The sequence below is a fragment of the Streptomyces sp. NPDC026673 genome, from assembly GCF_040638135.1.
Lineage (GTDB): Bacteria > Actinomycetota > Actinomycetes > Streptomycetales > Streptomycetaceae > Actinacidiphila.
Genome location: NZ_JBEZXR010000113.1, coordinates 1 through 20,184, shown reverse-complemented (window position 1 = coordinate 20,184; position 20,184 = coordinate 1). Strand labels below are relative to the sequence as shown.

The 20,184-nt window shown below is 72.8% G+C and carries 16 protein-coding genes and 1 pseudogene; 10 read left to right on the top strand and 7 right to left on the bottom strand.

Going from position 1 to position 20,184, the window contains the following annotated elements:
- The 4 genes from AB0F62_RS39790 to AB0F62_RS39775 all read right to left on the bottom strand — a co-directional run.
- On the bottom strand, window positions 1-78 hold a 78-nt coding region (locus tag AB0F62_RS39790), incomplete at its 3' end, for a BTAD domain-containing putative transcriptional regulator (protein ID WP_361810932.1).
- Between the two features lie 44 nt (window positions 79-122).
- The gene (locus AB0F62_RS39785; protein ID WP_361810928.1) at window positions 123-1,322 is read right to left on the bottom strand and encodes a DUF5667 domain-containing protein; all 1,200 of its coding nucleotides are present in this window, start codon (window positions 1,320-1,322) and stop codon (window positions 123-125) included.
- A 216-nt stretch (window positions 1,323-1,538) separates the two neighbouring features.
- The gene (locus tag AB0F62_RS39780) at window positions 1,539-2,336 is read right to left on the bottom strand and encodes an ECF subfamily RNA polymerase sigma factor, BldN family (RefSeq protein WP_361810926.1); all 798 of its coding nucleotides are present in this window, start codon (window positions 2,334-2,336) and stop codon (window positions 1,539-1,541) included.
- A gap of 308 nt (window positions 2,337-2,644) precedes the next feature.
- Entirely contained in the window at window positions 2,645-3,565 is a 921-nt protein-coding gene (locus AB0F62_RS39775) for an HAD-IB family hydrolase (RefSeq protein ID WP_361810924.1), read from the bottom strand.
- A 118-nt stretch (window positions 3,566-3,683) separates the two neighbouring features.
- Between AB0F62_RS39775 and AB0F62_RS39770 the strand changes: the two genes are divergently transcribed.
- From AB0F62_RS39770 to AB0F62_RS39735, 8 genes are all read left to right on the top strand, one after another.
- Window positions 3,684-3,971, top strand: a complete 288-nt coding sequence (locus AB0F62_RS39770; protein WP_361810922.1) for a glutaredoxin family protein — start codon at window positions 3,684-3,686, stop codon at window positions 3,969-3,971.
- Between the two features lie 93 nt (window positions 3,972-4,064).
- A complete protein-coding gene (locus tag AB0F62_RS39765; RefSeq protein ID WP_361810920.1) occupies window positions 4,065-4,787 on the top strand; it encodes a 3'-5' exonuclease in 723 nt (240 codons plus the stop codon).
- Between the two features lie 131 nt (window positions 4,788-4,918).
- On the top strand, window positions 4,919-5,689 hold the full coding sequence (locus AB0F62_RS39760; protein ID WP_361810918.1) for a redox-sensing transcriptional repressor Rex: 771 nt from the start codon (window positions 4,919-4,921) through the stop codon (window positions 5,687-5,689).
- Window positions 5,686-7,110 carry a glutamyl-tRNA reductase gene (locus tag AB0F62_RS39755; protein ID WP_361810916.1) on the top strand — a complete coding sequence of 475 codons (1,425 nt, stop codon included), beginning with the start codon at window positions 5,686-5,688 and terminating at the stop codon, window positions 7,108-7,110. The genes AB0F62_RS39760 and AB0F62_RS39755 overlap by 4 nt, the downstream gene beginning before the upstream one ends.
- Window positions 7,107-8,084: a hydroxymethylbilane synthase gene (gene hemC / locus AB0F62_RS39750; RefSeq protein ID WP_361810914.1), complete on the top strand. Its 978-nt coding sequence runs from the start codon at window positions 7,107-7,109 to the stop codon at window positions 8,082-8,084. The genes AB0F62_RS39755 and hemC overlap by 4 nt, the downstream gene beginning before the upstream one ends.
- A gap of 101 nt (window positions 8,085-8,185) precedes the next feature.
- Window positions 8,186-9,799, top strand: a complete 1,614-nt coding sequence (locus AB0F62_RS39745) for a bifunctional uroporphyrinogen-III C-methyltransferase/uroporphyrinogen-III synthase (protein WP_361810930.1) — start codon at window positions 8,186-8,188, stop codon at window positions 9,797-9,799.
- A 160-nt stretch (window positions 9,800-9,959) separates the two neighbouring features.
- Window positions 9,960-10,961, top strand: coding sequence for a porphobilinogen synthase (gene hemB, locus AB0F62_RS39740; protein WP_361810912.1), 1,002 nt, complete (start codon window positions 9,960-9,962; stop codon window positions 10,959-10,961).
- A gap of 505 nt (window positions 10,962-11,466) precedes the next feature.
- A complete protein-coding gene (locus AB0F62_RS39735) occupies window positions 11,467-11,784 on the top strand; it encodes a hypothetical protein (protein ID WP_361810910.1) in 318 nt (105 codons plus the stop codon).
- Window positions 11,785-11,857: 73 nt separating this feature from the next.
- On the opposite strand, the gene AB0F62_RS39730 is transcribed toward AB0F62_RS39735, so the two are convergent.
- Together AB0F62_RS39730 and argS are read right to left on the bottom strand one after the other, a co-directional pair.
- Complete coding sequence (locus AB0F62_RS39730; RefSeq protein WP_361810908.1) at window positions 11,858-12,694, bottom strand: DUF4253 domain-containing protein; 837 nt, start codon at window positions 12,692-12,694, stop codon at window positions 11,858-11,860.
- Between the two features lie 92 nt (window positions 12,695-12,786).
- Window positions 12,787-14,550, bottom strand: a complete 1,764-nt coding sequence (gene argS / locus AB0F62_RS39725) for an arginine--tRNA ligase (RefSeq protein ID WP_361810906.1) — start codon at window positions 14,548-14,550, stop codon at window positions 12,787-12,789.
- Between the two features lie 129 nt (window positions 14,551-14,679).
- On the opposite strand from argS, the gene lysS reads away from it, so the two are divergent.
- Together lysS and AB0F62_RS39715 are read left to right on the top strand one after the other, a co-directional pair.
- Entirely contained in the window at window positions 14,680-16,347 is a 1,668-nt protein-coding gene (lysS, locus tag AB0F62_RS39720; protein ID WP_361810904.1) for a lysine--tRNA ligase, read from the top strand.
- Between the two features lie 210 nt (window positions 16,348-16,557).
- Complete coding sequence (locus AB0F62_RS39715; RefSeq protein ID WP_361810902.1) at window positions 16,558-19,317, top strand: MXAN_6230/SCO0854 family RING domain-containing protein; 2,760 nt, start codon at window positions 16,558-16,560, stop codon at window positions 19,315-19,317.
- A gap of 6 nt (window positions 19,318-19,323) precedes the next feature.
- On the opposite strand, the pseudogene AB0F62_RS39710 reads toward AB0F62_RS39715, so the two are convergent.
- Window positions 19,324-20,184: pseudogene (locus AB0F62_RS39710) on the bottom strand (hypothetical protein); the annotation flags it as partial.

Here is a 20,184-nt window from a genome sequence, read left to right as displayed (position 1 = left end):
GTCGTCGAGGAGACGGCGTGTGTCGGCGTAGACGCCCAGCGCTTCGGCCTGCCGCCCGCTGCGGTACAGGGCGAGCATCAGCAGGGCGCGCGGGCCCCGGCCCACGGCCGTCTTCTCCGTGCTCAGTCGCGTCCGTCGTCGTCCTCGGCGCTGAGCCCGAGGCCCGGGAGCAGCCCGGGCAGCAGCGGCGGGAGGGTGACGGACGGCTGGGTGCCGTCCCCGCCCGAGGAACTGCCGCTCGGCGTCGGGTTGAGCAGATCGCCGGTGCCGGGGCCGCCGATGAGCCCGCCCTCGGAACTGCGGGACGCCGACGGGCTCGCGTTGTCGCCACCGCGCTCGTCGGCCGAGCCGCTCGCGGAGCCGCTGATCGAGGGCGAGGGCCCCCGCGTGCCGCTCACGGAGCGGTCGCCGCTGCCGGGGCTGCCGCGCCCGTCCCCGTGGCCGGAGCCGGTGGAGGGCGGCAACAGCTTCTGCAGCGGGGCCACTTCGTCCTCTATGGCGTCGAAGACGGAGGTGACCCGGTTGCCCACGTCGTCGAGCCGGGAGGGCAGCCGGTCGCGCAGCTCGGTCCAGCCCTTGCGGTGATTGCTGGAGAACGCCGAGAGCGTCTCGATCGGCTGGAGGGATCCGTCCCTGCGGTACGCGGCGGCGAGCAGGCGGTGGCCCTCGGAGGCCTCCTGCTGCATCCCCGACAGGGCCTTGCGGATCTCGCCGACGGACTCGTCGTCCAACTGGCCGCCCCGACCGCGCTCCATGAGGCGGCGGGCCTCCTGGAGCCGGGTGGAGGCCAGGTCGAGGTAGACCTTGCCTCGGTCGGCGTCGTCGTCGGCGAGGTTGAGACGCATGTCCTCCATGCCTCGTTTGAGGCCGTAGAGGGTGTCGCCGGGCAGCGCGTCGGTGCTCGCGGCGGCGACCCCGCCGAGGGCGCCCGCCGCAACGCCGACGGAGAGCCCGCCGGCGGCGAGCCTGCGCGACCACGCGGAACGCGGCTTCAGTTTGCCGAGACCGCGGCCGCCGGCGCGGTGTGCGCCCCGTCCGCCGTCGCGCTGTACGGGAACCGTCAGGGTGCCGTCGGCGAGGGCGGCCTCCATGGCGGCGATCAACTGGGCACGCTGGACCGTCTTGGTCTCGGGGTTCAGCGTCGGCCGCGGCACGTCCTGCAGGGCGTCGGCCAGGGCCAGGAACCTGCCCTGGTCCGGATCCGCATGCCGGTCCGCGGCATGGGCGCCGTGCTGCACGCCGGCACCCGTCTGGGGGCCTTCGCCCTCGAGGGCGTCGGCGAAGGCGTTAGCCCGCCGGTGCGCCGTTGGATTCGCGATCACGGGCGGCACCTCCTCTCGTCATCCACCTCGACTCCCCGTAGGGCCTTCAAGGTTGTGCACCTTGAGCCTTTCCACCCGATCGAGTGATCGGAAGCGGGCAGGGCACGGCATTGGGGGGTCCGCATGTGATGCAACGAGTGCCGCCCGAGTTGGGTTACGCAGTCATGATGATCGGACCGTGGAGGCAGTCGCAAGATGAAGATCCATCCATCGCGCTCATCGCGCGTCGTCGGGAAGCAGCCGGGCGAGGGTCCGTACGGCGCGGTACTGCAGGGTCTTGATCGCGCCCTCGTTCTTCCCCATGATGCGGGCCGTCTCCGCCACCGAGAGCCCCTGCAGGAAGCGCAGGGTCACGCACTCCTGCTGCTGGGGGTTGAGCTTGCGGACGGCCCTGAGGAGCGACTCGTTGGACAGCGCCTCCAGGACGCAGTCCTCCGGACTGGGCTCGACCTCGTTGGCGTCGAGCATCTCCCCGGTGGTCACCTCCAGCCGGAAACGGCTGGACTTGAAGTGGTCGGCCACCAGGTTGCGCGCGATGGTGACCAGCCAGGCGCCGAAGTCGCGGCCCTGCCAGGTGAAGGTGCCGATGCGGCGCAGGGCCCGCAGGAAGGTCTCGCTGGTGAGGTCCTCCGCGGTGGCCTTGCCCCCGACCCGGTAGTAGATGTAGCGGTAGACCGTGTCGGAGTAGTGGTCGTACAGCCGCCCGAACGCCTCGGTCTCACCTGCCTGGGCGCGCTCGACCAGGTCCATCATGCGCCCGCTGTCGCTGTCGGCCGCGGGCCGGCGCGCGGTGGCGCCCGCGGCCCGGTCGGCCTGCTGGGTGCTGCGGGACCGTCTGCTGACCGTGGCCCGGCCGTCGGCCAGCGCATAGGTGCGGCCGACGGGCGCTGCCGCTGTGGCGAGTGCGGGGACCGGCACGGCCGCGTACGCGGGGACGACGCGCAGCAGGTGCTCAGCCACCAGTGCGCGCAGCGTAGCCAGGCCAGAGGCGTCAACCCCGGTGTGTGGGTACACGGGACTCCCAGAGGCAGAACTTCCATCACGTGCAGTACGGAACCGTTCACCCGTCGTGGCGACGTGTGGGTACCGGCTTGCGTCTGAGGAGAATAACGCTTCGTACAGGCGACGCTACACCGAGTTGCTGAAATCGTCGGTTCCGCCCACTCTCTGGCGGAATCGTGATCGAGCAATTATCGAACATCGAATCGGTGTTGACCATATTGCGTCGTGAAATGCTCGCGTGGAGAGCGTGTTGTGGCTGTGTGGCTCACCGTGAACTGACGGGGCGCCAGAGGGGGACCCCGGGCGTGTCGCCCGCGGCCCTAGCGGCGGCGGCGTTGCAGGGCCATCGCGGCGGCGGCGCCGCCCGCCACGGCGCCCACACCCGCGGCCGCCGGGATGCCGATCTTCGCCGCTTTGCGGCCCGTACGGTAATCACGCAGCCGCCAGCCCTTTTCGCGAGCGTGTTTGCGCAGGCGGCTATCAGGATTGATCGCATATGGATGTCCGACGAGCGACAGCATCGGGATGTCGTTCGACGAATCGCTGTACGCGGCGCAGCGCGGGAGTTCGAGCCCCTCGGCGCCGGCGAGCGCCTTGACGGCCTCGGCCTTGGAGGGGCCGTGCAGCGGCTCGCCGACCAGCCGGCCGGTGTAGACGCCGTCGACGTGCTCGGCGACGGTGCCCAGGGCGCCGGTGAGGCCGAGCCTGCGGGCGATGATCGTGGCGGTCTCGACGGGGGCGGCGGTCACCAGCCAGACCCGCTGTCCGGCGTCCAGGTGGGCCTGGGCGAGCGCGCGGGTGCCGGGCCAGATCTTGTCCGCCATGTACTCGTCGTAGATCTCCTCGCCGATCGACATGAGCTCCTCGACGCGGTGCCCCTTGATGATCGAGAGCGCGCTGTCCCGCACCTCCTGCATGTGCTCGGGATCCTCGGATCCGGCGATCCGGAAGTACGCCTGCTGCCACGCGAAGCGCGCGAGGTCGCGGCTCTGGAAGAACTTCCGCTTGTACAGGCCGCGTCCGAAGTGGAAGATCGCGGCGCCCTGCATCACGGTGTTGTCCAGGTCGAAGAAGGCGGCCGCGTGCGGATCGCCGACCACCGGGAACGCGGGGGCGCCGGCCCCTTCGCGCGTCTTCTCCGCGGGTGCGGCGAGCGCGGCCTCCGCCGCGGCCTCGCCTGCCAGCACGCTGCGCGCAGTGGCGGAGCGCTTACGGGGGGTGAGCCATCGCAGAGCGGCCATGGGGCGAGCATAGCCAGTCCGTTGGGTACTTCCGGTGCGCCGATGGAGCAGGTGAATGAACTCCTCGCGACGAGGGTGTTACCGCGTGCCGGGAGTTGACGGAGGCAGAATGGCCGGCATGAGCCCTCTGTTCGGGCGGGACGCCCGCAATACCCGGAAAAACCCGGCCGATCGCACGGTCACGCTGATCGCCAAGCCGGGCTGCCACCTGTGCGACGACGCGCGGACCGTGATCCGCAGGGTCGTGGACGAGCTGGGCGCGCGGTTCGAGGAGATGGACATCACTCGCGACGAGGAGCTGCACCGCCGGTACTGGGAGCAGATCCCCGTCGTGCTCATCGACGGGGAACAGCACACTTTCTGGCGTGTCGACGAGGGCCGGCTGCGCCGCGGGCTGGGCGCCTGAGACGGCTGGTGCGACAGGTGGGCGATTTGCTCGTGTTCCTCTGGACGCGGGTGCTCGATTACCATCAAGGCGTTTTGTGTACAGCGGGGGTGCGTGAGTAAGGGCGGTGACTGCGTGCTCCCGGGCAGGCTTCAGAGGCGCGGCGGCTTCGCCGTGGTCGATCTGGAGGCCACCGGTTCCAGTTCACGGCGCCACCGGGTGGTCGAACTGGCCGTGGTGCTGCTCGACGGGGATCTCGGGCCGGAGGGGGAGTTCTCCACCTTGATCGACCCGGAGGGACCGGTCGGTCCCACCCACATCCACGGCATCGAGCCCCGCCATGTCGAGGCGGCGAGCGCGCCGCTGTTCGGGCAGATCGCGCCCAGGCTGCTGGGGCTGCTGCGCGGCCGGGTGCTGGTGGGCCACAACGTCGGCTGCGACCGGGCGTTCCTGGCCGCGGAGTACGCCCGGCTCGGAGTCGAGTTCCCCGCCGTGCCCGAACTGTGCACCATGCGGATGGCGGCGATGCGCGAGCCCGCGCCGGCCGGGCTGAGCCTGCTGGCGTGCGCCGAGGCGGCCGGGCTGGGCGGCTGGACCGCGCACACCGCGCTCGGGGACGCGCGTACGACGGCCCGGCTCTTCGCCGCCTACGCCCAGGACCACCCGGGCGGCCCTGTGCAGGCGGAGAAGGCGCTGGCGCGCGCCGCGGGGGTCGAGTGGCCGCACCTGGCCGGTGCGGACGCGCTGTGGGTGGGGCGCCGGGGCGCCGATCGGACGCAGCTGCGGAACGTTCCGTCGCAGCAGATGGTTTCTTATGTCCGTAATGGGGGTGCGTGATGCCGGTCACTTCCCCTGGGCAAATCGGACACCATCTTTGTGCACGCGTTCACAAAGACATAGCCTGGCGTGCACGGGGCGGTCCCAATGACGGGTGCCGCTCGCAGCCCAGCTCTACCCGCAGGAGCATCGTGGCAACTGGCCGAACTCACCGACCGGCGACCCGCAGCCGAGGGATTCCCGAGGCCACCGTCGCCAGGCTCCCGCTGTATCTGCGGGCCCTGACCGCGCTCTCCGAGCGCTCGGTGCCCACGGTGTCGTCGGAGGAACTCGCGGCCGCCGCCGGAGTGAACTCCGCCAAGCTGCGCAAGGACTTCTCCTACCTCGGTTCGTACGGAACCCGCGGGGTCGGCTACGACGTCGAGTACCTCGTGTACCAGATCTCCCGCGAGCTGGGCCTCACCCAGGACTGGCCGGTCGTGATCGTCGGTATGGGCAACCTCGGCGCCGCGCTCGCCAACTACGGCGGCTTCGCCTCCCGCGGCTTCCGCATCGCCGCGCTCATCGACGCGGACTCCCAGCTCACCGGCCGGCTCATCGCGGGTCTGCCCGTGCGGCACGCGGACGAGCTGGAGGGCATCGTCGAGGACAACCAGGTCTCGATCGGCGTGATCACCACGCCGGCCGGGGCGGCGCAGGAGGTCTGCGACCGCCTGGTGGGCGCCGGTGTGACCTCGATCCTCAACTTCGCCCCGACCGTGCTGACCGTCCCCGACGGGGTCGACGTCCGCAAGGTCGACCTCTCCATCGAGCTGCAGATCCTCGCCTTCCACGAGCAGCGGAAGGCCGGCGAGGAGCTGGAGGGCACCCTCGCGGCGCCCCCGGTGGCGGCCAAGGCGGCCCGCGACGGCGGCCGCCGTCCGGGACCTGACGGGGACGTCCCCGCCGTGATGCCGGCATGAGCCTCCTCGTCGTCGGACTGAGTCACCGCACGGCCCCGGTCAGCGTCCTGGAGCGGGCGTCGCTCGGCGAGGGCACCAAGGGCAAGCTGCTGATGGACGTCCTGGCCGCCGAGCCCGCCAGCGAGGCCGCGGTGCTGTCCACCTGCAACCGCATCGAGCTCTACGCGGACGTGGACAAGTTCCACGCGGGGGTCGCCGAACTGTCCACGCTGCTCGCGCAGCACAGCGGCGTCGGCCTGGACGAGCTGACCCCGCACCTGTACGTGCACTACGAGGACCGGGCCGTCCACCACCTGTTCTCGGTCGCCTGCGGCCTGGACTCCATGGTCGTCGGCGAGGGCCAGATCCTCGGCCAGATCAAGGAGACCCTGGGCCTCGGCCAGGAACTGCACACCGCGGGCCGGTCCCTGAACGACCTGTTCCAGCAGGCCCTGCGGGTCGGCAAGCGCGCCCACTCCGAGACCGGGATCGACCGGGCGGGGCAGTCGCTGGTGACCTTCGGCCTGGAGCAGATGGCGCAGGCGATCGGCGGCGCCCCCTTCGAGGAGTGGGTCAAGGGCAAGCGCGCCCTGGTCGTCGGCGCCGGTTCGATGAGCTCGCTCGCCGCCGCCACCCTCGCCCGCGCGGGGGCGGGCGAGATCGTGGTCGTCAACCGCACGCACGAGCGCGCCGAGCGCCTCGCCGAGACCATCGGCGGACGTGCCGCGCCCATGGACGACCTGGCCGGCGAACTGGCGTACGCCGACATCGTCGTGTCGTGCACCGGGGCGACCGGGCTGGTGCTCACCGCCGACACCGTCGCCCGCGCCACGCTCTCCCGCGCGCTGCGTTCCGGCGGCGAGCCCGTCGCGCCCATCGGGATGCTCGACCTCGCGCTGCCGCGCGACATCGACCCGCTGGTGCACTCCCTGGACGGCGCCCACGTCACCGACCTGGAGACGATCGCCGCGGCCGCGGCCGACGCCCCGATGGCGGCCGACGTCGACGAGGTGCGAAAGATCGTTTCCGCTGAGGTGGCCGCCTTCGGCGCCGCCCAGCGTGCCGCGCACATCACGCCGACCGTGGTCGCCCTGCGCGCCATGGCCGCCGACGTGGTCGCCTCCGAGCTGGCCCGCCTGGACGGCCGCCTCCCCGATCTGGACGAGCGGCAGCGCGCGGAGGTCACCCAGACCGTGCGCCGCGTCGTCGACAAGCTCCTGCACGCGCCTACTGTGCGGGTCAAGCAGCTCGCGGGCGAGCCCGGCGGCGCCGGGTACGCTGACGCGCTGCGCGAACTCTTCGACCTGGACCCCCTGGCGGTCGCCGCGGTCAGCAGGGCGGACTCCCCGGGCACACCGGTGATTCCCCCCGCCGCCACGGCCGTCTCGTCGGCTGCGTCGGCTGCTTCAGCAACGAGTGACTCGAATCGAGGGCGGGCATGACAAGCCCAACCGCACTGAAACTGGGAACCCGGCGCAGCGCGCTGGCGATGGCGCAGTCCGGCATGGTGGCCGAGCAGGTCCGCCGGATCACCGGCCGCGACGTGGAGCTGGTGGAGATCACCACCTACGGCGACGTCTCGCGCGAGCACCTGGCGCAGATCGGCGGTACCGGCGTCTTCGTCTCCGCCCTGCGCGACGCGCTGCTGCGCGGCGAGATCGACTTCGCCGTCCACTCCCTCAAGGACCTCCCGACCGCCGACCCCGAGGGCCTGACCCTCGCGGCGGTCCCGCTCCGTGAGGACCCGCGCGACGCGCTGATCGCGCGCGACGGCCTCACCTTCGAGCAGCTGGCCGCCTCGCCCCGGGGCGCCCGCATCGGCACCGGCTCGCCGCGCCGCATGGCGCAGCTCAACGCCTGGGCCCGCTCGATGGGGGTGCGGATCGAGACCGTGCCCATCCGCGGCAATGTCGACACGCGCATCGGATATGTTGCCTCGGGCGACCTCGACGCCGTCGTGCTCGCCGCCGCCGGACTCAGCCGGCTGGGCCGCCTCGCGGAGGCCACCGAGCTGATCTCCTCCGACGTCGTGCTGCCCGCCCCCGGACAGGGGGCGCTGGCCGTCGAGTGCTCTGCGGACGACGCAGAGCTCGCCTCCGTGCTCGCCGAGCTCGACGACCCGTTCACCCGGGCCGCCGTGACCGCCGAGCGCGCACTGCTCGCCGCCCTCGAGGCCGGTTGCTCCGCGCCCGTGGGCGCGCTGGCCGAGCCTGCTTTCGAAGGCGTCGGCGAGCCCATCACCGAACTGCGCCTGCGCGGTGTCGTCGGGACCACCGACGGCTCCTCGCTGGTGCAGATGTCCATCACCGGTCCGACCCCCGCATCCCGGGGCGAAGCCGTGGCCCTCGGCCACGAGCTCGCCACCGAGATGCTCGCCAAGGGCGCGGCCGGTCTTATGGGGGAGCGCGAACTTTGAGCCCCACCGCCGCCGCAGCGACCAACACGACCGCAGACGCCACCGCGGCCGGGCCCGCAGGTCCGGCCGGCCGGGCCGGCACCGCCGGCAAAGCCGGGACCGTGGGCACGGGTACGCCGGGTTCCGTCCTCGGGCACGTCACCTTCCTCGGTGCCGGGCCCGGTGACCCCGGGCTGCTGACCCTGCGCGCCGTGGAGGCGCTCGCCCACGCCGATGTCCTGGTCGGCGACCAGCATGTGCTGGACGTCGTGCGGACGCACGCCCGGGCGGGTGTGGACACGGCGCAGCCGGGCGAAGCCGACGCGGAGTTGAGCACTTCGGCCGCCGCGGCCAAGCTTTTCACGGCCTCCGCGCGCACCGGCAAGCGGGTCGTCCGTGCGATCGCCGGCGACCCCGGACTCGACGCCTCGGCCGCCGCCGAGATGCTCGCCTGCGCGCAGGCCGGCATCCCGTTCGAGGTCGTGCCGGGCGTCGCCGCGGCCGTGGGAGTGCCCGCCTACGCCGGCGTGCCGCTCAGCGGGCACGTACGGTTCGTGGACGCCGCGACCGCCTCCGGGCGGTGCTGGACCGAGGCGGGGGCGAGCGATGCCGCCCTCGTCGTCTCCACCACCCTGCAGACCGTCGCGGCCAACGCCGCGGAGCTGGTGTCGGGGGGCCGCAAGCCGGACACCCCGCTGACCGTGACGGTCGCCGGCACGACGACGCGGCAGCGGACGTGGACGGCGACGCTGTCGACCATCGCGGCCGAGCTGAAGGCGACGAAGGCGCTGCCCACCCCGGAGGGCCCGATCGCGGCGATAGCCGTGGTCGGCGAGCCGACCGCGCAGCGCGAGCTGCTCTCCTGGTTCGAGACCAAGCCGCTGTTCGGCTGGAAGGTGCTCGTCCCGCGCACCAAGGAGCAGGCCGCGTCCCTCTCCGACCAGTTGCGCTCCTACGGCGCCGTGCCGCACGAGGTGCCCACCATCGCGGTGGAGCCGCCCCGTACGCCCCAGCAGATGGAGCGCGCGGTGAAGGGGCTGGTCACCGGGCGGTACGAGTGGATCGCCTTCACCTCGGTGAACGCGGTCAAGGCCGTCCGCGAGAAGTTCGAGGAGTACGGGCTGGACGCCCGCGCCTTCGCCGGGATAAAGGTCGCGGCGGTGGGTGAGCAGACGGCCCGCTCCCTGGTGGAGTTCGGCGTGAAGCCGGACCTGGTGCCGAGCGGCGAGCAGTCGGCCGCCGGACTGCTGGAGGACTGGCCGCCGTACGACCCCGTCTTCGACCCGATCGACCGGGTCTTCCTGCCGCGGGCCGACATCGCGACGGAGACGCTCGTGGCGGGGCTCGTGGAGCTCGGCTGGGAGGTCGACGACGTGACCGCCTACCGGACCGTGCGGGCGTCGCCGCCGCCGGCGGAGACGCGGGAGGCGATCAAGGGCGGCGGGTTCGACGCGGTGCTGTTCACGTCGAGCAGCACGGTGCGGAACCTGGTCGGCATCGCCGGCAAGCCGCACAACGTGACCGTGATCGCCTGCATCGGCCCGGCGACCGCGAAGACGGCGGAGGAGCACGGGCTGCGGGTGGACGTCATGGCGCCCGAGCCGTCCGTGCACGCGCTGGCGCAGGCACTGGCGGACTTCGGCATCCGGCGGCGTGAAGCGGCGGTCGCCGCGGGCGACCCCGTGACGCGTCCCAGCGAGCGGCGTCCGGGTTCCCGTCGCCGGGCCCGCGTCTGACCGACCGGCCGCGTACCGTCGCGCCCCCGGCCCCCGGATGGGGCCGGGGGCGCTCTGCCGTGTGCGGGCCGGGGCCGACACCGGGTCGGCATGTGCACGCCCCGGGCGGGCGTACCGTGGAACGGACGTGACGGGCAGCGGAGAAAGGTGCGGAACGGCGATGGGCGGAAACGGAAGCGGATACGGTCAGTTCCCCGGCACCAGGCCCCGCCGGCTGCGGACGACCCCGGCGATGCGCCGCCTCGTCGCGGAGACCCGGCTGCACCCCGCCGAGCTGATCCTCCCCGTCTTCGTGCGCGAGGGCATCGACGCGCCCGTCCCGATCTCCACGATGCCCGGTGTCGTCCAGCACACCCGTGACACCCTTCGCAAGGCCGCCGTGGAGGCGGCCGAGGCGGGGGTCGGCGGCATCATGCTCTTCGGCGTGCCGCTGGACGAGAAGAAGGACGCCGTGGGGACGCCCGGCACGGACCCGGACGGCATCCTGCAGGTGGCGATCCGCGACGTCGTCAGCGAGGTCGGCGACGCGCTGGTGGTCATGTCCGACCTGTGCCTGGACGAGCACACCGACCACGGCCACTGCGGTGTGCTGGACGCCGAGGGCCGGGTGGACAACGACGCGACACTGGAGCGCTACGCCGAGATGGCCCGCGTCCAGGCGGACGCCGGGGTCCACGTGGTGGGCCCCAGCGGCATGATGGACGGTCAGGTCGGTGTGATCCGCGGCGCGTTGGACGCCGCCGGGCACCAGGACGTGTCCGTGCTGGCGTACACGGCGAAGTACGCGTCGGCGTTCTACGGGCCGTTCCGGGAGGCCGTCGGCTCCTCGCTCAAGGGCGACCGCAAGACGTACCAGCAGGACCCGGCCAATCTGCGGGAGTCGATGCGCGAACTGGCGCTGGATCTCGCCGAGGGCGCCGACATGGTGATGGTGAAGCCCGCGCTGCCGTACCTGGACGTGCTGGCGAAGGTCGCCGAGTCGGTGGACGTGCCGGTGGCGGCGTATCAGATCAGCGGTGAGTACGCGATGATCGAGGCGGCCGCCGAGCGCGGCTGGGTCGACCGGGACCGGGCGATCATGGAGACCCTGACCGGCATCCGCCGTGCGGGCGCCCAGTTGATCCTCACCTACTGGGCGACCGAGGTCGCACAGCAACTCTGAGGCACGCGTCGGGCCTTGCCGGCGCGCGGTCACGGGATCGGCGCGTGGCGCGGACCGCGGGGGCGGTGGCCGCGCGGCGCTCGCCACGGAGGTTTCCGGGCCGCCGATGACGACGGGTGACGCGAAGCCCGGGGGTGTCCGGCGAGCACACCTGCCGCGACGCGGCCGGACCCGGCCCCGGTGCCGGAGCGCCACTTCGCGACGGACTTCGCGGTCCGGCGGGGCGGGCATCGTTGGCAGGCGAGTGATCATGCTCTTCCGGGGCTGTAGCCGGGGCGGTTCGCTGCCGAAGGACGGGGGACGGGCACACTTCCCGCCGTCTGCCTTCAGATGATCGCGCGTGGGACGCAGATGCGGAGCGCGTGGTTCCAGACTCTCTGGCATTTCATTACATCAAGTGTGTTTGGTGGCGATTCGGACTTAACGGCTGATGTCGGTGGGAAATCATCAGCAAGTCCACAGCAGGCGGAGGCACAAGGGCCTCCGCCGTGAAAGGAGAACCGCGATGCGGATTCCCCGATTCGCCGCCGCGCTGGGCGTCGCGGCCGCCGTCCTTCTGGGCGGGGCCGGCGCTGCCAGCGCCGCAACGCCGCCACCGGCGGCGGTGTCGCACGCCACGCAGGCTGCGGCCGACCGAGGCGGCGAGTTCCGGCACGACGGCGACCGCGACCGGGGCGGCGAGTTCCGTCGCGACCGCGGTCGGGACGGCCGCTGGTACCACCGTCACCACCGGCACCACCACCGCTGGTACCACCGTCACCACCGGCACCACTGGGGTCACGGCCACCACCACCGCTGGGACGACCGGCGTTTCCGCCGCTGAGCTTCCCTGACCGGTTCGCCTCGGGGGTGTCCTTCCACCGCGGGGAAGGACACCCGTATCCGGCGCCCCGGGTCTAGTCCCACCAGAAGGACCAGGTGGGCACGGCGACCAGGGACTCGGCGTACGCGCGGAGCGAACCACTGCCCTGGGTGATGTTGTCCGGGCAGAAGGCGAAGTGCTCGGCCGCCACGGCCTCGGCCTCCTCGACGGTGGCCGGCGGCGCGGCCACGGACAGGACGAGGACGTCGAAGGCGACGGCCACGACGCGCACGCCGAAGCGGTCCTCCCAGGAGCGCACGACGGCGCAGAGCCGGGCCACGTCGTTCTCGTGGTTGAGCGGACCCGTCCAGCCGATTGCCGCGAGGACGTCGGCGCTGCGCCGGGCGGGAACGAGGGCCGCTCGGGGGTCCTTGAACCATCCGGCACCGACCACGGACGAGGCGACCTCGGCCGCCCTGACATCCGGGTCGGCCTCGCACTCCCGAGCGGGCGCGAGACCGGGCCACGCCCGGCCGAACGGGGCGAGCAGGTTTGCCTCGTCCTCGTCCTCGTTCCGGGCGTTGTCGGTCTCGGACTCCTCGTCCTCCGCGAAACCCCAGAAGCCGGCCAGCACTTCGTCGGCGTCGTGGTCGCCCGGGTACGACATCGCCCCGGGATCCAGCTCGCGGGTGGCGGGCATCGCGGCGTCCATGGAGAGCAGCACCGGATGCAGCCCGGCCGTCATCCGCGCCGGGAGCAGCCGCTCCCAGTCGTCGGGGGCGGCGGGCTCGTCGGCGTGCCAGAGCAGCGGTTCGTGCCAGGGGCCGTCGACCGTCTCGTCGACGAGTGTGCCGCGGGGCAGGTCGAGGCCCAGGGACCGGCCTGCCGGGTCCTGCGCGAGCTTCGGGAGCTGGTTGGGGAGCGTCGCCATGACCGTGAATGTAGGGGTGGCCACCGACAGCGGCGGCCCCGGGGGGAGTCGTGACTCCCGCCGGGGCCGCCGTCGTGCGGACGCGGTGCGCGTCAGAGGCGCTCGGGGGTCCGGATGCCGAGCAGCGACATGCCCTGACGCAGGGTGCGGGCGGTCAGGTCGCAGAGGAAGAGGCGGTTTTCCTTGACGTCGGGAGCCGGCTCGGGCTTCACGACCGGGCACTGGTCGTAGAAGGTCGTGAACGCCGAGGCCAGCGCGTACAGGTACGAGGCCAGCTTGTGCGGCTCGTACGTCTCCGACACGCCCGCCAGGGTCTCCGCGAACTCGTCCAGCAGCAGGCCGAGCGCCCGCTCGGCCGGGGCCAGCGGCAGCTCCGGGTGGGCGACCGGCTTCGCGTCGCCGGACTTCCGCAGGATCGACCGGATACGGGCGAACGCGTACTGCAGGTACACGCTGGTGTCGCCGTTGAGCGAGACCATGCGGTCCAGGTCGAAGACGTAGTCCCGGCCGAGCGAGGTGGACAGGTCGGCGTACTTGATCGCGCCGATGCCGACCTCCTTGGCCCGGTCGGCGACCTCCTCCTCGGTGAGGGCGCCCTCGCTGCCTTCCTTGTTCTTCTCCGCGATCACCGCGGAAGCCCGCTCCACGGCCTCGTCCAGCAGGTCGACCAGCCGGAAGGTCTCGCCCGAACGGGTCTTGTACGGCTTGCCGTCCTTGCCGAGCAGCGTGCCGAACGGGATGTGGAGCGCCTTGACCTCGTCGGTCAGCCAGCCGGCCCGCTTGGCCGTCGCGAAGACCATCTTGAAGTGGAGTGCCTGCCGGGAGTCCACGACGTACAGGAGCGTGTCCGCGTGCAGGTCGGCGGTCCGGTTGCGGATCGCGGACAGGTCGGTCGCGGCGTAGCCGAAGCCGCCGTCGGCCTTCTGCACGATGAGCGGGACCGGCTCGCCGTCCTTGCCCTTGATGTCGTCGAAGAACACGCACAGCGCGCCGTTGGAGCGCACGGCGACGCCGGACTCCTCCAGCAGCTTGCAGGTCTCGACCAGCATGTCGTTGTAGCCGGACTCGCCGACGACGTCCTCGTCGCGGATCTCGATGTCGAGCTTGTCGTAGACCGAGTTGAAGTAGATCTTCGACTCGTCGACGAACCGCTGCCACATCGCCAGCGTCTCGGGATCGCCGGCCTGCAGGTCCACGACCCGCTTGCGCGACCGGGTCTTGAACTCCTCGTCGGAGTCGAAGACGGCCCGGGAGGCCTTGTAGAGCCGGTTGAGGCGCGACATGGAGGCCTCGCCGGCCTCCTCGCCCGCGTCGGCGCCCTCGTGGTCCAGCTCGTGCGGGTGCTCCACCAGGTACTGGATGAGCATGCCGAACTGGGTGCCCCAGTCGCCGATGTGGTGGCGCCGGATCACCGTCTCGCCCTCGAACTCGAGGATCTTGACCAGCGCGTCGCCGATGACGGAGGACCGCAGGTGGCCGACGTGCATCTCCTTGGCCACGTTCGGCTGCGCGTAGTCGATCACCGTGGTGCCCGGCTCCGCCTTCGCGGGCACGCCGAGCCGGTCGTCGGCGGCCCGGGCGGCGAGCGTCCGGGTGATCGCGGCGTCGGCGACGGTGATGTTGAGGAAGCCGGGGCCCGAGACCTCGACCGCGGAGATCAGCTCGTCGTCGGCCGGCAGGGCCTCGACGACCTGAGCGGCCAGCTCGCGCGGGTTCGCCTTGTTCCGCTTGGCGAGGCCCAGCACACCGTTGGCCTGGAAGTCGGCCCGGTCGCTACGTCGCAGCAGCGGGTCGGCACCGAGGGCGTCAGCGACGCGCTGCTGGATCGAGGCGGAAAGCGAGTTGACCGAGGCCATGGGATGGGTGCTTCCTGAGAGGGATCGGAGATCAACCCTCAGTATCCCACGCGCTACCACTCATTTTTCTCTGGGACAATTGCCGGGTACCGCGCTACCCGCTGCACAAGGTGGAAGGAAGTCGAGACAGTGGCTCAGAGCACCGAGGCCGACTGGGTCGCCCGCTTCGCGGACGACGTCATCGCGGAAGCCGAGCGGCGGGCTCCGGGCAAGAAAATCGTCGTCGCCTCCGGGATCAGCCCCTCCGGGCCGATCCACCTGGGCAACCTGCGCGAGATCATGGTCCCGCATCTGGTCGCCGACGAGATCAAGCGGCGGGGCGTGCCCTGCGAGCACATCCTGTCCTGGGACGACTACGACCGCTACCGCAAGGTGCCGGCCGGTTACGACCCGTCCTACGCCGAGCACATCGGCAAGCCGCTGACCTCCGTGCCGGCGCCCGAGGGCAGCCCGTACGAGACGTGGTCGGACCACTTCAAGGCGCCGTTCCGGGAGGCCCTGGCGGCGCTCGGCGTCGAGGTCACCGAGATCAGCCAGACCGTCGAGTACACCTCCGGCACCTATCGCGAGCAGATCCTGCACGCGATGCGCGAGCGCCGCCGGATCGACGAGGTGCTCGGCCGCTACCGGACGAAGAAGAAGGGCGGCGGCGAGGAGCAGGACGACGAGGAGGCCACGCTCGCGCAGGCCCCCGAGTACTTCCCGTACAAGCCGTACTGCACGGCCTGCGACAAGGACCTGACCACGGTCGTCGCCTACGACGACGACACCACCGAGCTCACCTACGAGTGCCAGGACTGCGGCAACCGCGAGACCGTGCGGCTGAGCGAGTTCGACCGCGGCAAGCTCGTCTGGAAGGTCGACTGGCCGATGCGCTGGGCCTTCAAGGGCGTGGACTTCGAGCCGTCCGGCGTCGACCACCAGTCGCCCGGCTCCTCGTGGATGGTCGGCCAGCAGCTGGTGCGCGAGATCTTCGACGCCGAGCCGCCGATCGGGCCGATGTACGCCTTCGTCGGCATCAGCGGCATGGCCAAGATGTCCAGCTCCAAGGGCGGCGTGCCGATCGCGGCCGACGCCCTGCAGATCATGGAGCCGCAGCTGCTGCGCTGGCTGTACGCCCGCCGGCGGCCGAACCAGGCGTTCAACATCTCCTTCGGCGACGAGATCTCCCGCACCTACGACGAGTGGGACGCGCTGGAGCGCAAGGTCGCCGAGGGCACGGCCGCCCCGGTGGACCTCGCGGTGCACTCGCGGGCCGCGCGCACCGCGAGCGGTGAGCTGCCCACCACCCCGCACAAGTTGTCGTACCGCACCCTCGCCTCGGTCGTGGACATCACGACCGGGGACGAGGAGCAGACCCTGCGCATCCTGCGCGACCTCGACCAGGAGCAGCCGCTGGCCTCCCTGGACGAGGCCCGGCCGCGGCTGGACTGCGTCGAGCGCTGGGTGAACACCCACGTGGAGCCGGAGGCCCGCACGCGGGTGCGCACCGAGCCCGACGCGGAGGCCCTGGCGGCGCTGTCCGGTGAGGAGCGGGAGGCGCTGAAGCTGCTGGTGGACGGGCTGCCCGAGCACTGGTCGCTGGACGGGCTGACCACCCTGGTCTACGGCGTGCCGAAGATCCAGGCCGGCTTCGCGCCGGACGCCAGGCCGACGCCGGAGATGAAGGTCGCCCAGCGTTCCTTCTTCGCCCTGCTGTACCGGCTGCTGGTCGGCCGGGACACCGGACCGCGGCTGCCCACGCTGCTGCTGGCGGTGGGTCAGGACCGCGTACGGGAACTGCTCGCGGCGAGCTGAACCGGACGTACGCGTGACGGCGGCGGGTGGCACGGCCACCCGCCGCCGTCGCGTGTACCGGGGCGTGAATATTCGAACGCGGAGGAGGGGTGCCCCGCGCTAGGGTCGTCGCACGCGGGGCGGCTCACGGGGTGCTTCCTTCTCTCACTCTCTCTGAACAGCGCTCCGGCTTCCCGCTCCGCGTACGCGACCGGGGTCACCGGCCCGGACATGGGGACCGGGCACGGGACCACCGGTTCCCGGGGCGGCTCCCGGGTGTGCTTCCTTCTCCTCGAAATCGCCTCCGGCGACGGATTCCAGCGCGCCCACTTCCCGCCCCGGCACACCGACCAGGGGGAGACACAGGGAATGTTCACGGCCACCACGCACGCCACCTCGACCGCCCCGCGCACGCTCGCGGCGGTGCTCCTCGCCCGCCGCGGTGCCGTCTACCTGCCCGCCGCGCCGGCGCGGCCGTCGCTCGCCACCACGGCGGGCGTGGCACTGCTGGAGGCGGACCTGCTCGACCGCGGCCACCTGATGGCGCCCGCCCTGCGGGAGGCGCTCGCCGCGAGCGGCGAGGCGGCGCTGGCCGCGGCGGGCCGTGCGCTGCTGGCCGACCTCGACCGGGCGCTCGGCGCGGACCGTCCCCATGTGCCGCTGTTCCGCGACTTCCCCGCGAGCACCCCGCGGGACACCTTCGCCTTCTACGTCGACCGCGTCCTCACCCTGCTCTTCCAGCACCCGGAGCAGCCCTGTGTGCTGTGCGGCACGGAGGGCACCGTCCACGCCGTCTCGCCCTGCGCGCACCTGGTGTGCCGTTCCTGCTTCGACGGCGCGGACTTCTCGGCGTGCCCGGTCTGCCACCGCGGGATCGATGCGGACGACCCCTTCCTGCGGCCGCGCAGGCCGCGCCGCTTCGGTGGTCTGCGGCGCGCGCTGCCCGGGCGGCTGCGTGTGCTGCAGTACGGCGGCGACCCCGCGGCGCGGGACGCCGACGCCGCGTACGAGATCCGCGGGCTCCTCGCCCGTACCGGCGCGCCGGGCCCGCAGGACGCCGACGACCTCATGGCGCTGCTGGACACCCGTGACCGGGCCGACCTGTCGTGGCTGCCCGAGAAGATCCCCGGCCGGGAGACCAAGGCCCGCGTCCTGGCCTGGCTGCTGGCGGACCCCGCCGCCTACGCGACGGGCGTACCGGCCGTCGCGGCCCGCGTCGACACCGCGACGGACGTGCTGCGGCTGCTCGCCGTGCGCTCGGGCGGCGACCCCGGCCTGGTCGACCCGCCGCGGCTGCGCACCGTGCCCCGGCCGCTGCGGCGCGCCCTGCTCGGCATGCTCGACGGACTCGCCCCCGACCTGGTGGCGCAGGACATGCGACGGCACCGGCACGCCTGGCTGCGGGCGGCGGAGCTCCTGCACGCCTTCGAGCACGCGGGCCGCTTCCCGCGGGCGGCGCTGGCCGTCGCGGCGCTGCGGGACACCCGGCTCGCGGACGGCGACGCGCTGACCGCGACCCTGCGGACGGCGGCCGACGGCGCGGCGCAGATCGACGCGACCGGGACGACGGTCCGGGTACGCGGCTGGGCGGGCCGGGTCGAGGCCGCGCTGGACGCCATGGACGTACCGGCGGCGGTCGCGCTGCTGGCCCGGCGCCCGGGCGAGTTCGTCCGCCGGCTCGACCACCTGCTGCGGCTCTCCGAGGCCGCGGAGGCGGACGCCGTGCTGTCGGCGCTGGAGACGGCGGTGCCCCGGGTGTCGCCCGCGGTGCTGCTGTCCGCGCTCGGCGCCCTCCGCAGCCGTACGCACGCGGCCGGCACCCGGGTGTTCTTCCCGAAGGGCGGCAGCGCCAAGGCCTACCTGGCGGACGACGACCGGCTGCCGATCGCCGCCGGCGTGGTCGACAGGGCCGTGGCCGTGCTCCGCGCCGAGGTGCTGCGGAGGGCGGCGGAGCGGGAGGCGGTGGACGTCGCCGTCGTGGACGCGGTCCTGGACGGACTGATCGCCCCGTTCACCGAGCGCACCGCCTCACGCGCCCTGGTGACCCTGCCGCGCGGCAGCGAGCTGCCCGTGCCCGAGGGCAGGACGATCCGGCTCTTCCTGCACTGGACGGAGAGCGAGCGGTCCGGGCGGACCGATCTCGACCTGTCCACCGCCCTGTTCGACGCGGAGTGGAACCCCGTCGGCCACTGCGACTACACGCGCCTGCGGTTCGCGGAGGACGCCGCCGTGCACTCCGGCGACCTCACCAGCGCCCCGGCGCCGAGGGGTGCCAGCGAGTTCGTCGACCTCGACCTGGACAAGCTGGCGTCCGCCGGGGTCCGCCACCTGGTCGCGGTGGTCTTCTCGTACAACAACGTCCCCTTCGAGGACCTGGCGGAGGCCTTCGCCGGGCTGATGTCGCGCGACGAGCCCGGGAACACCGGGCCGGTCTTCGACGCGCGGGCCGTGGAGCAGCGCTACGACCTGACCGGCCGGGCCCGCGCGAGCGTACCGCTGGTGATCGACGTGGCGGCCCGCACGATGCGGTGGCTCGACGTGGTCGAGGGCGTCACCGGCACCGGCCACTCCGTCGCGCGGCACGGGAACGCCCTCGCCGCGCTCGGCGAGGGTCTCACCGGGCTGTTCTCCTCCGGGGCCCGCGTGGGCCTCGGCGAACTGGCCGTGTGGCAGGCCGCGGCGCGCGCCGCGACGGTCCTGCTGCGGCACGCGGACGGTTCCACGACCGCCTACCGGCGCCGGGAGGCCGAGTCCGCGGCGGAGTTCGCCGCGCGGATCGGGACCCCGTACGGCGACCCGGCGGACGGCGCGATGCCGGAGGCGGCGCGACTGGCGTACCTGCTGCGGGGAGACGTCGCCGTGCCCGCGGGCGGTGAGGTGTTCGCCCTGCACCCGGGGGCCCTGGACGCGGCGAAGGTCCGGCTGCTGTCGGCGTCCGACGTGGTGGCCTCGCTGGCGCCGGCCGAGGGCGTGGCCGCGACCGGCGGCTGAGCGGCGCTAGGAGGCGTACTGGCCGTCGAGTTCGAGCCGGCGCCGCAGCTCGCGGACGTAGGGGCGCAGCGTGCTCTCGCTCAGCGGGCCGCCGTTGGGGCTGGAGATGCCGTACCGGTCCTGCAGGATCAGGCCGAACTGACGGGCGTTGGGGAAGTTGCCGAACTGCTGGTGGTACGCGCGGAAGGCGCGGTCGTAGATCTCCTCGCGGGAGGTGTCCTCGGTGACGGGTTCCGGCTCGGGCTCGGGGTAGAGATCCGGCTCCGGTTCCGGGGCGTACTCGGCGCGGGGGGTGGGGATCACGCCGTTGCCGTCGGCGAGGACGCGACGGCGGTTGCCCGCGCCGACCGGGGCGGTGAGGGGCTCGGTCGCGGGGGCGGGGGCCTGGTAGGGCTCGGGCGCCGGTTCCGGTTCCGGTGCCGACGTCGGCACGGGCTCGAATACCTGGCCCTGGCCCTGGTACGGGGCCTGTGCCTGGTCCTGCTCCTGGATCTGGACCCGGACCGGTTCGGGGGCCGGTGCCGGAGCGGGCGGCACGGGCTCGGGCGCCGGTGCCGGTGTCGGAGCCGGGACGGGGCTCCGGACGGCCTCGGGGGCGGGCAGCGCTGCGGGTGCCGGGGCCGGGAGGTCGATCCCGGCCGCCGCGAGCCCGACGGCGGCGGTCTGCTCCATCGGGACGCCGTACCGGGCGAGCTTCAGCGGCATCAGGGACTCGACCGGGGCCTTGCGGCGCCAGGCGCGGCCGTAGCGGGCCCGCAGGCGCGCCCGGTAGACGAGACGTTCCTGCTCGACCCGGATGACCTCGTCGTAGGAGCGCAGCTCCCACAGCTTCATACGCCGCCACAGGCGGAAGGTCGCGAAGGGGGC

Bases quoted from the DNA above. Each gene is read 5' to 3' on its own strand.
- argS (WP_361810906.1), bottom strand. From the start codon at position 14,550: ATGGCCTCGGTCAACTCGCTTTCCGCCTCGATCCAGCAGCGCGTCGCT.
- AB0F62_RS39715 (WP_361810902.1), top strand. From the start codon at position 16,558: ATGGGGACCGGGCACGGGACCACCGGTTCCCGGGGCGGCTCCCGGGTG.
- hemB (WP_361810912.1), top strand. From the start codon at position 9,960: ATGGGCGGAAACGGAAGCGGATACGGTCAGTTCCCCGGCACCAGGCCC.
- AB0F62_RS39730 (WP_361810908.1), bottom strand. From the start codon at position 12,694: ATGGCGACGCTCCCCAACCAGCTCCCGAAGCTCGCGCAGGACCCGGCA.
- AB0F62_RS39770 (WP_361810922.1), top strand. From the start codon at position 3,684: ATGAGCCCTCTGTTCGGGCGGGACGCCCGCAATACCCGGAAAAACCCG.
- hemC (WP_361810914.1), top strand. From the start codon at position 7,107: ATGACAAGCCCAACCGCACTGAAACTGGGAACCCGGCGCAGCGCGCTG.
- AB0F62_RS39735 (WP_361810910.1), top strand. From the start codon at position 11,467: ATGCGGATTCCCCGATTCGCCGCCGCGCTGGGCGTCGCGGCCGCCGTC.
- AB0F62_RS39775 (WP_361810924.1), bottom strand. From the start codon at position 3,565: ATGGCCGCTCTGCGATGGCTCACCCCCCGTAAGCGCTCCGCCACTGCG.
- AB0F62_RS39755 (WP_361810916.1), top strand. From the start codon at position 5,686: ATGAGCCTCCTCGTCGTCGGACTGAGTCACCGCACGGCCCCGGTCAGC.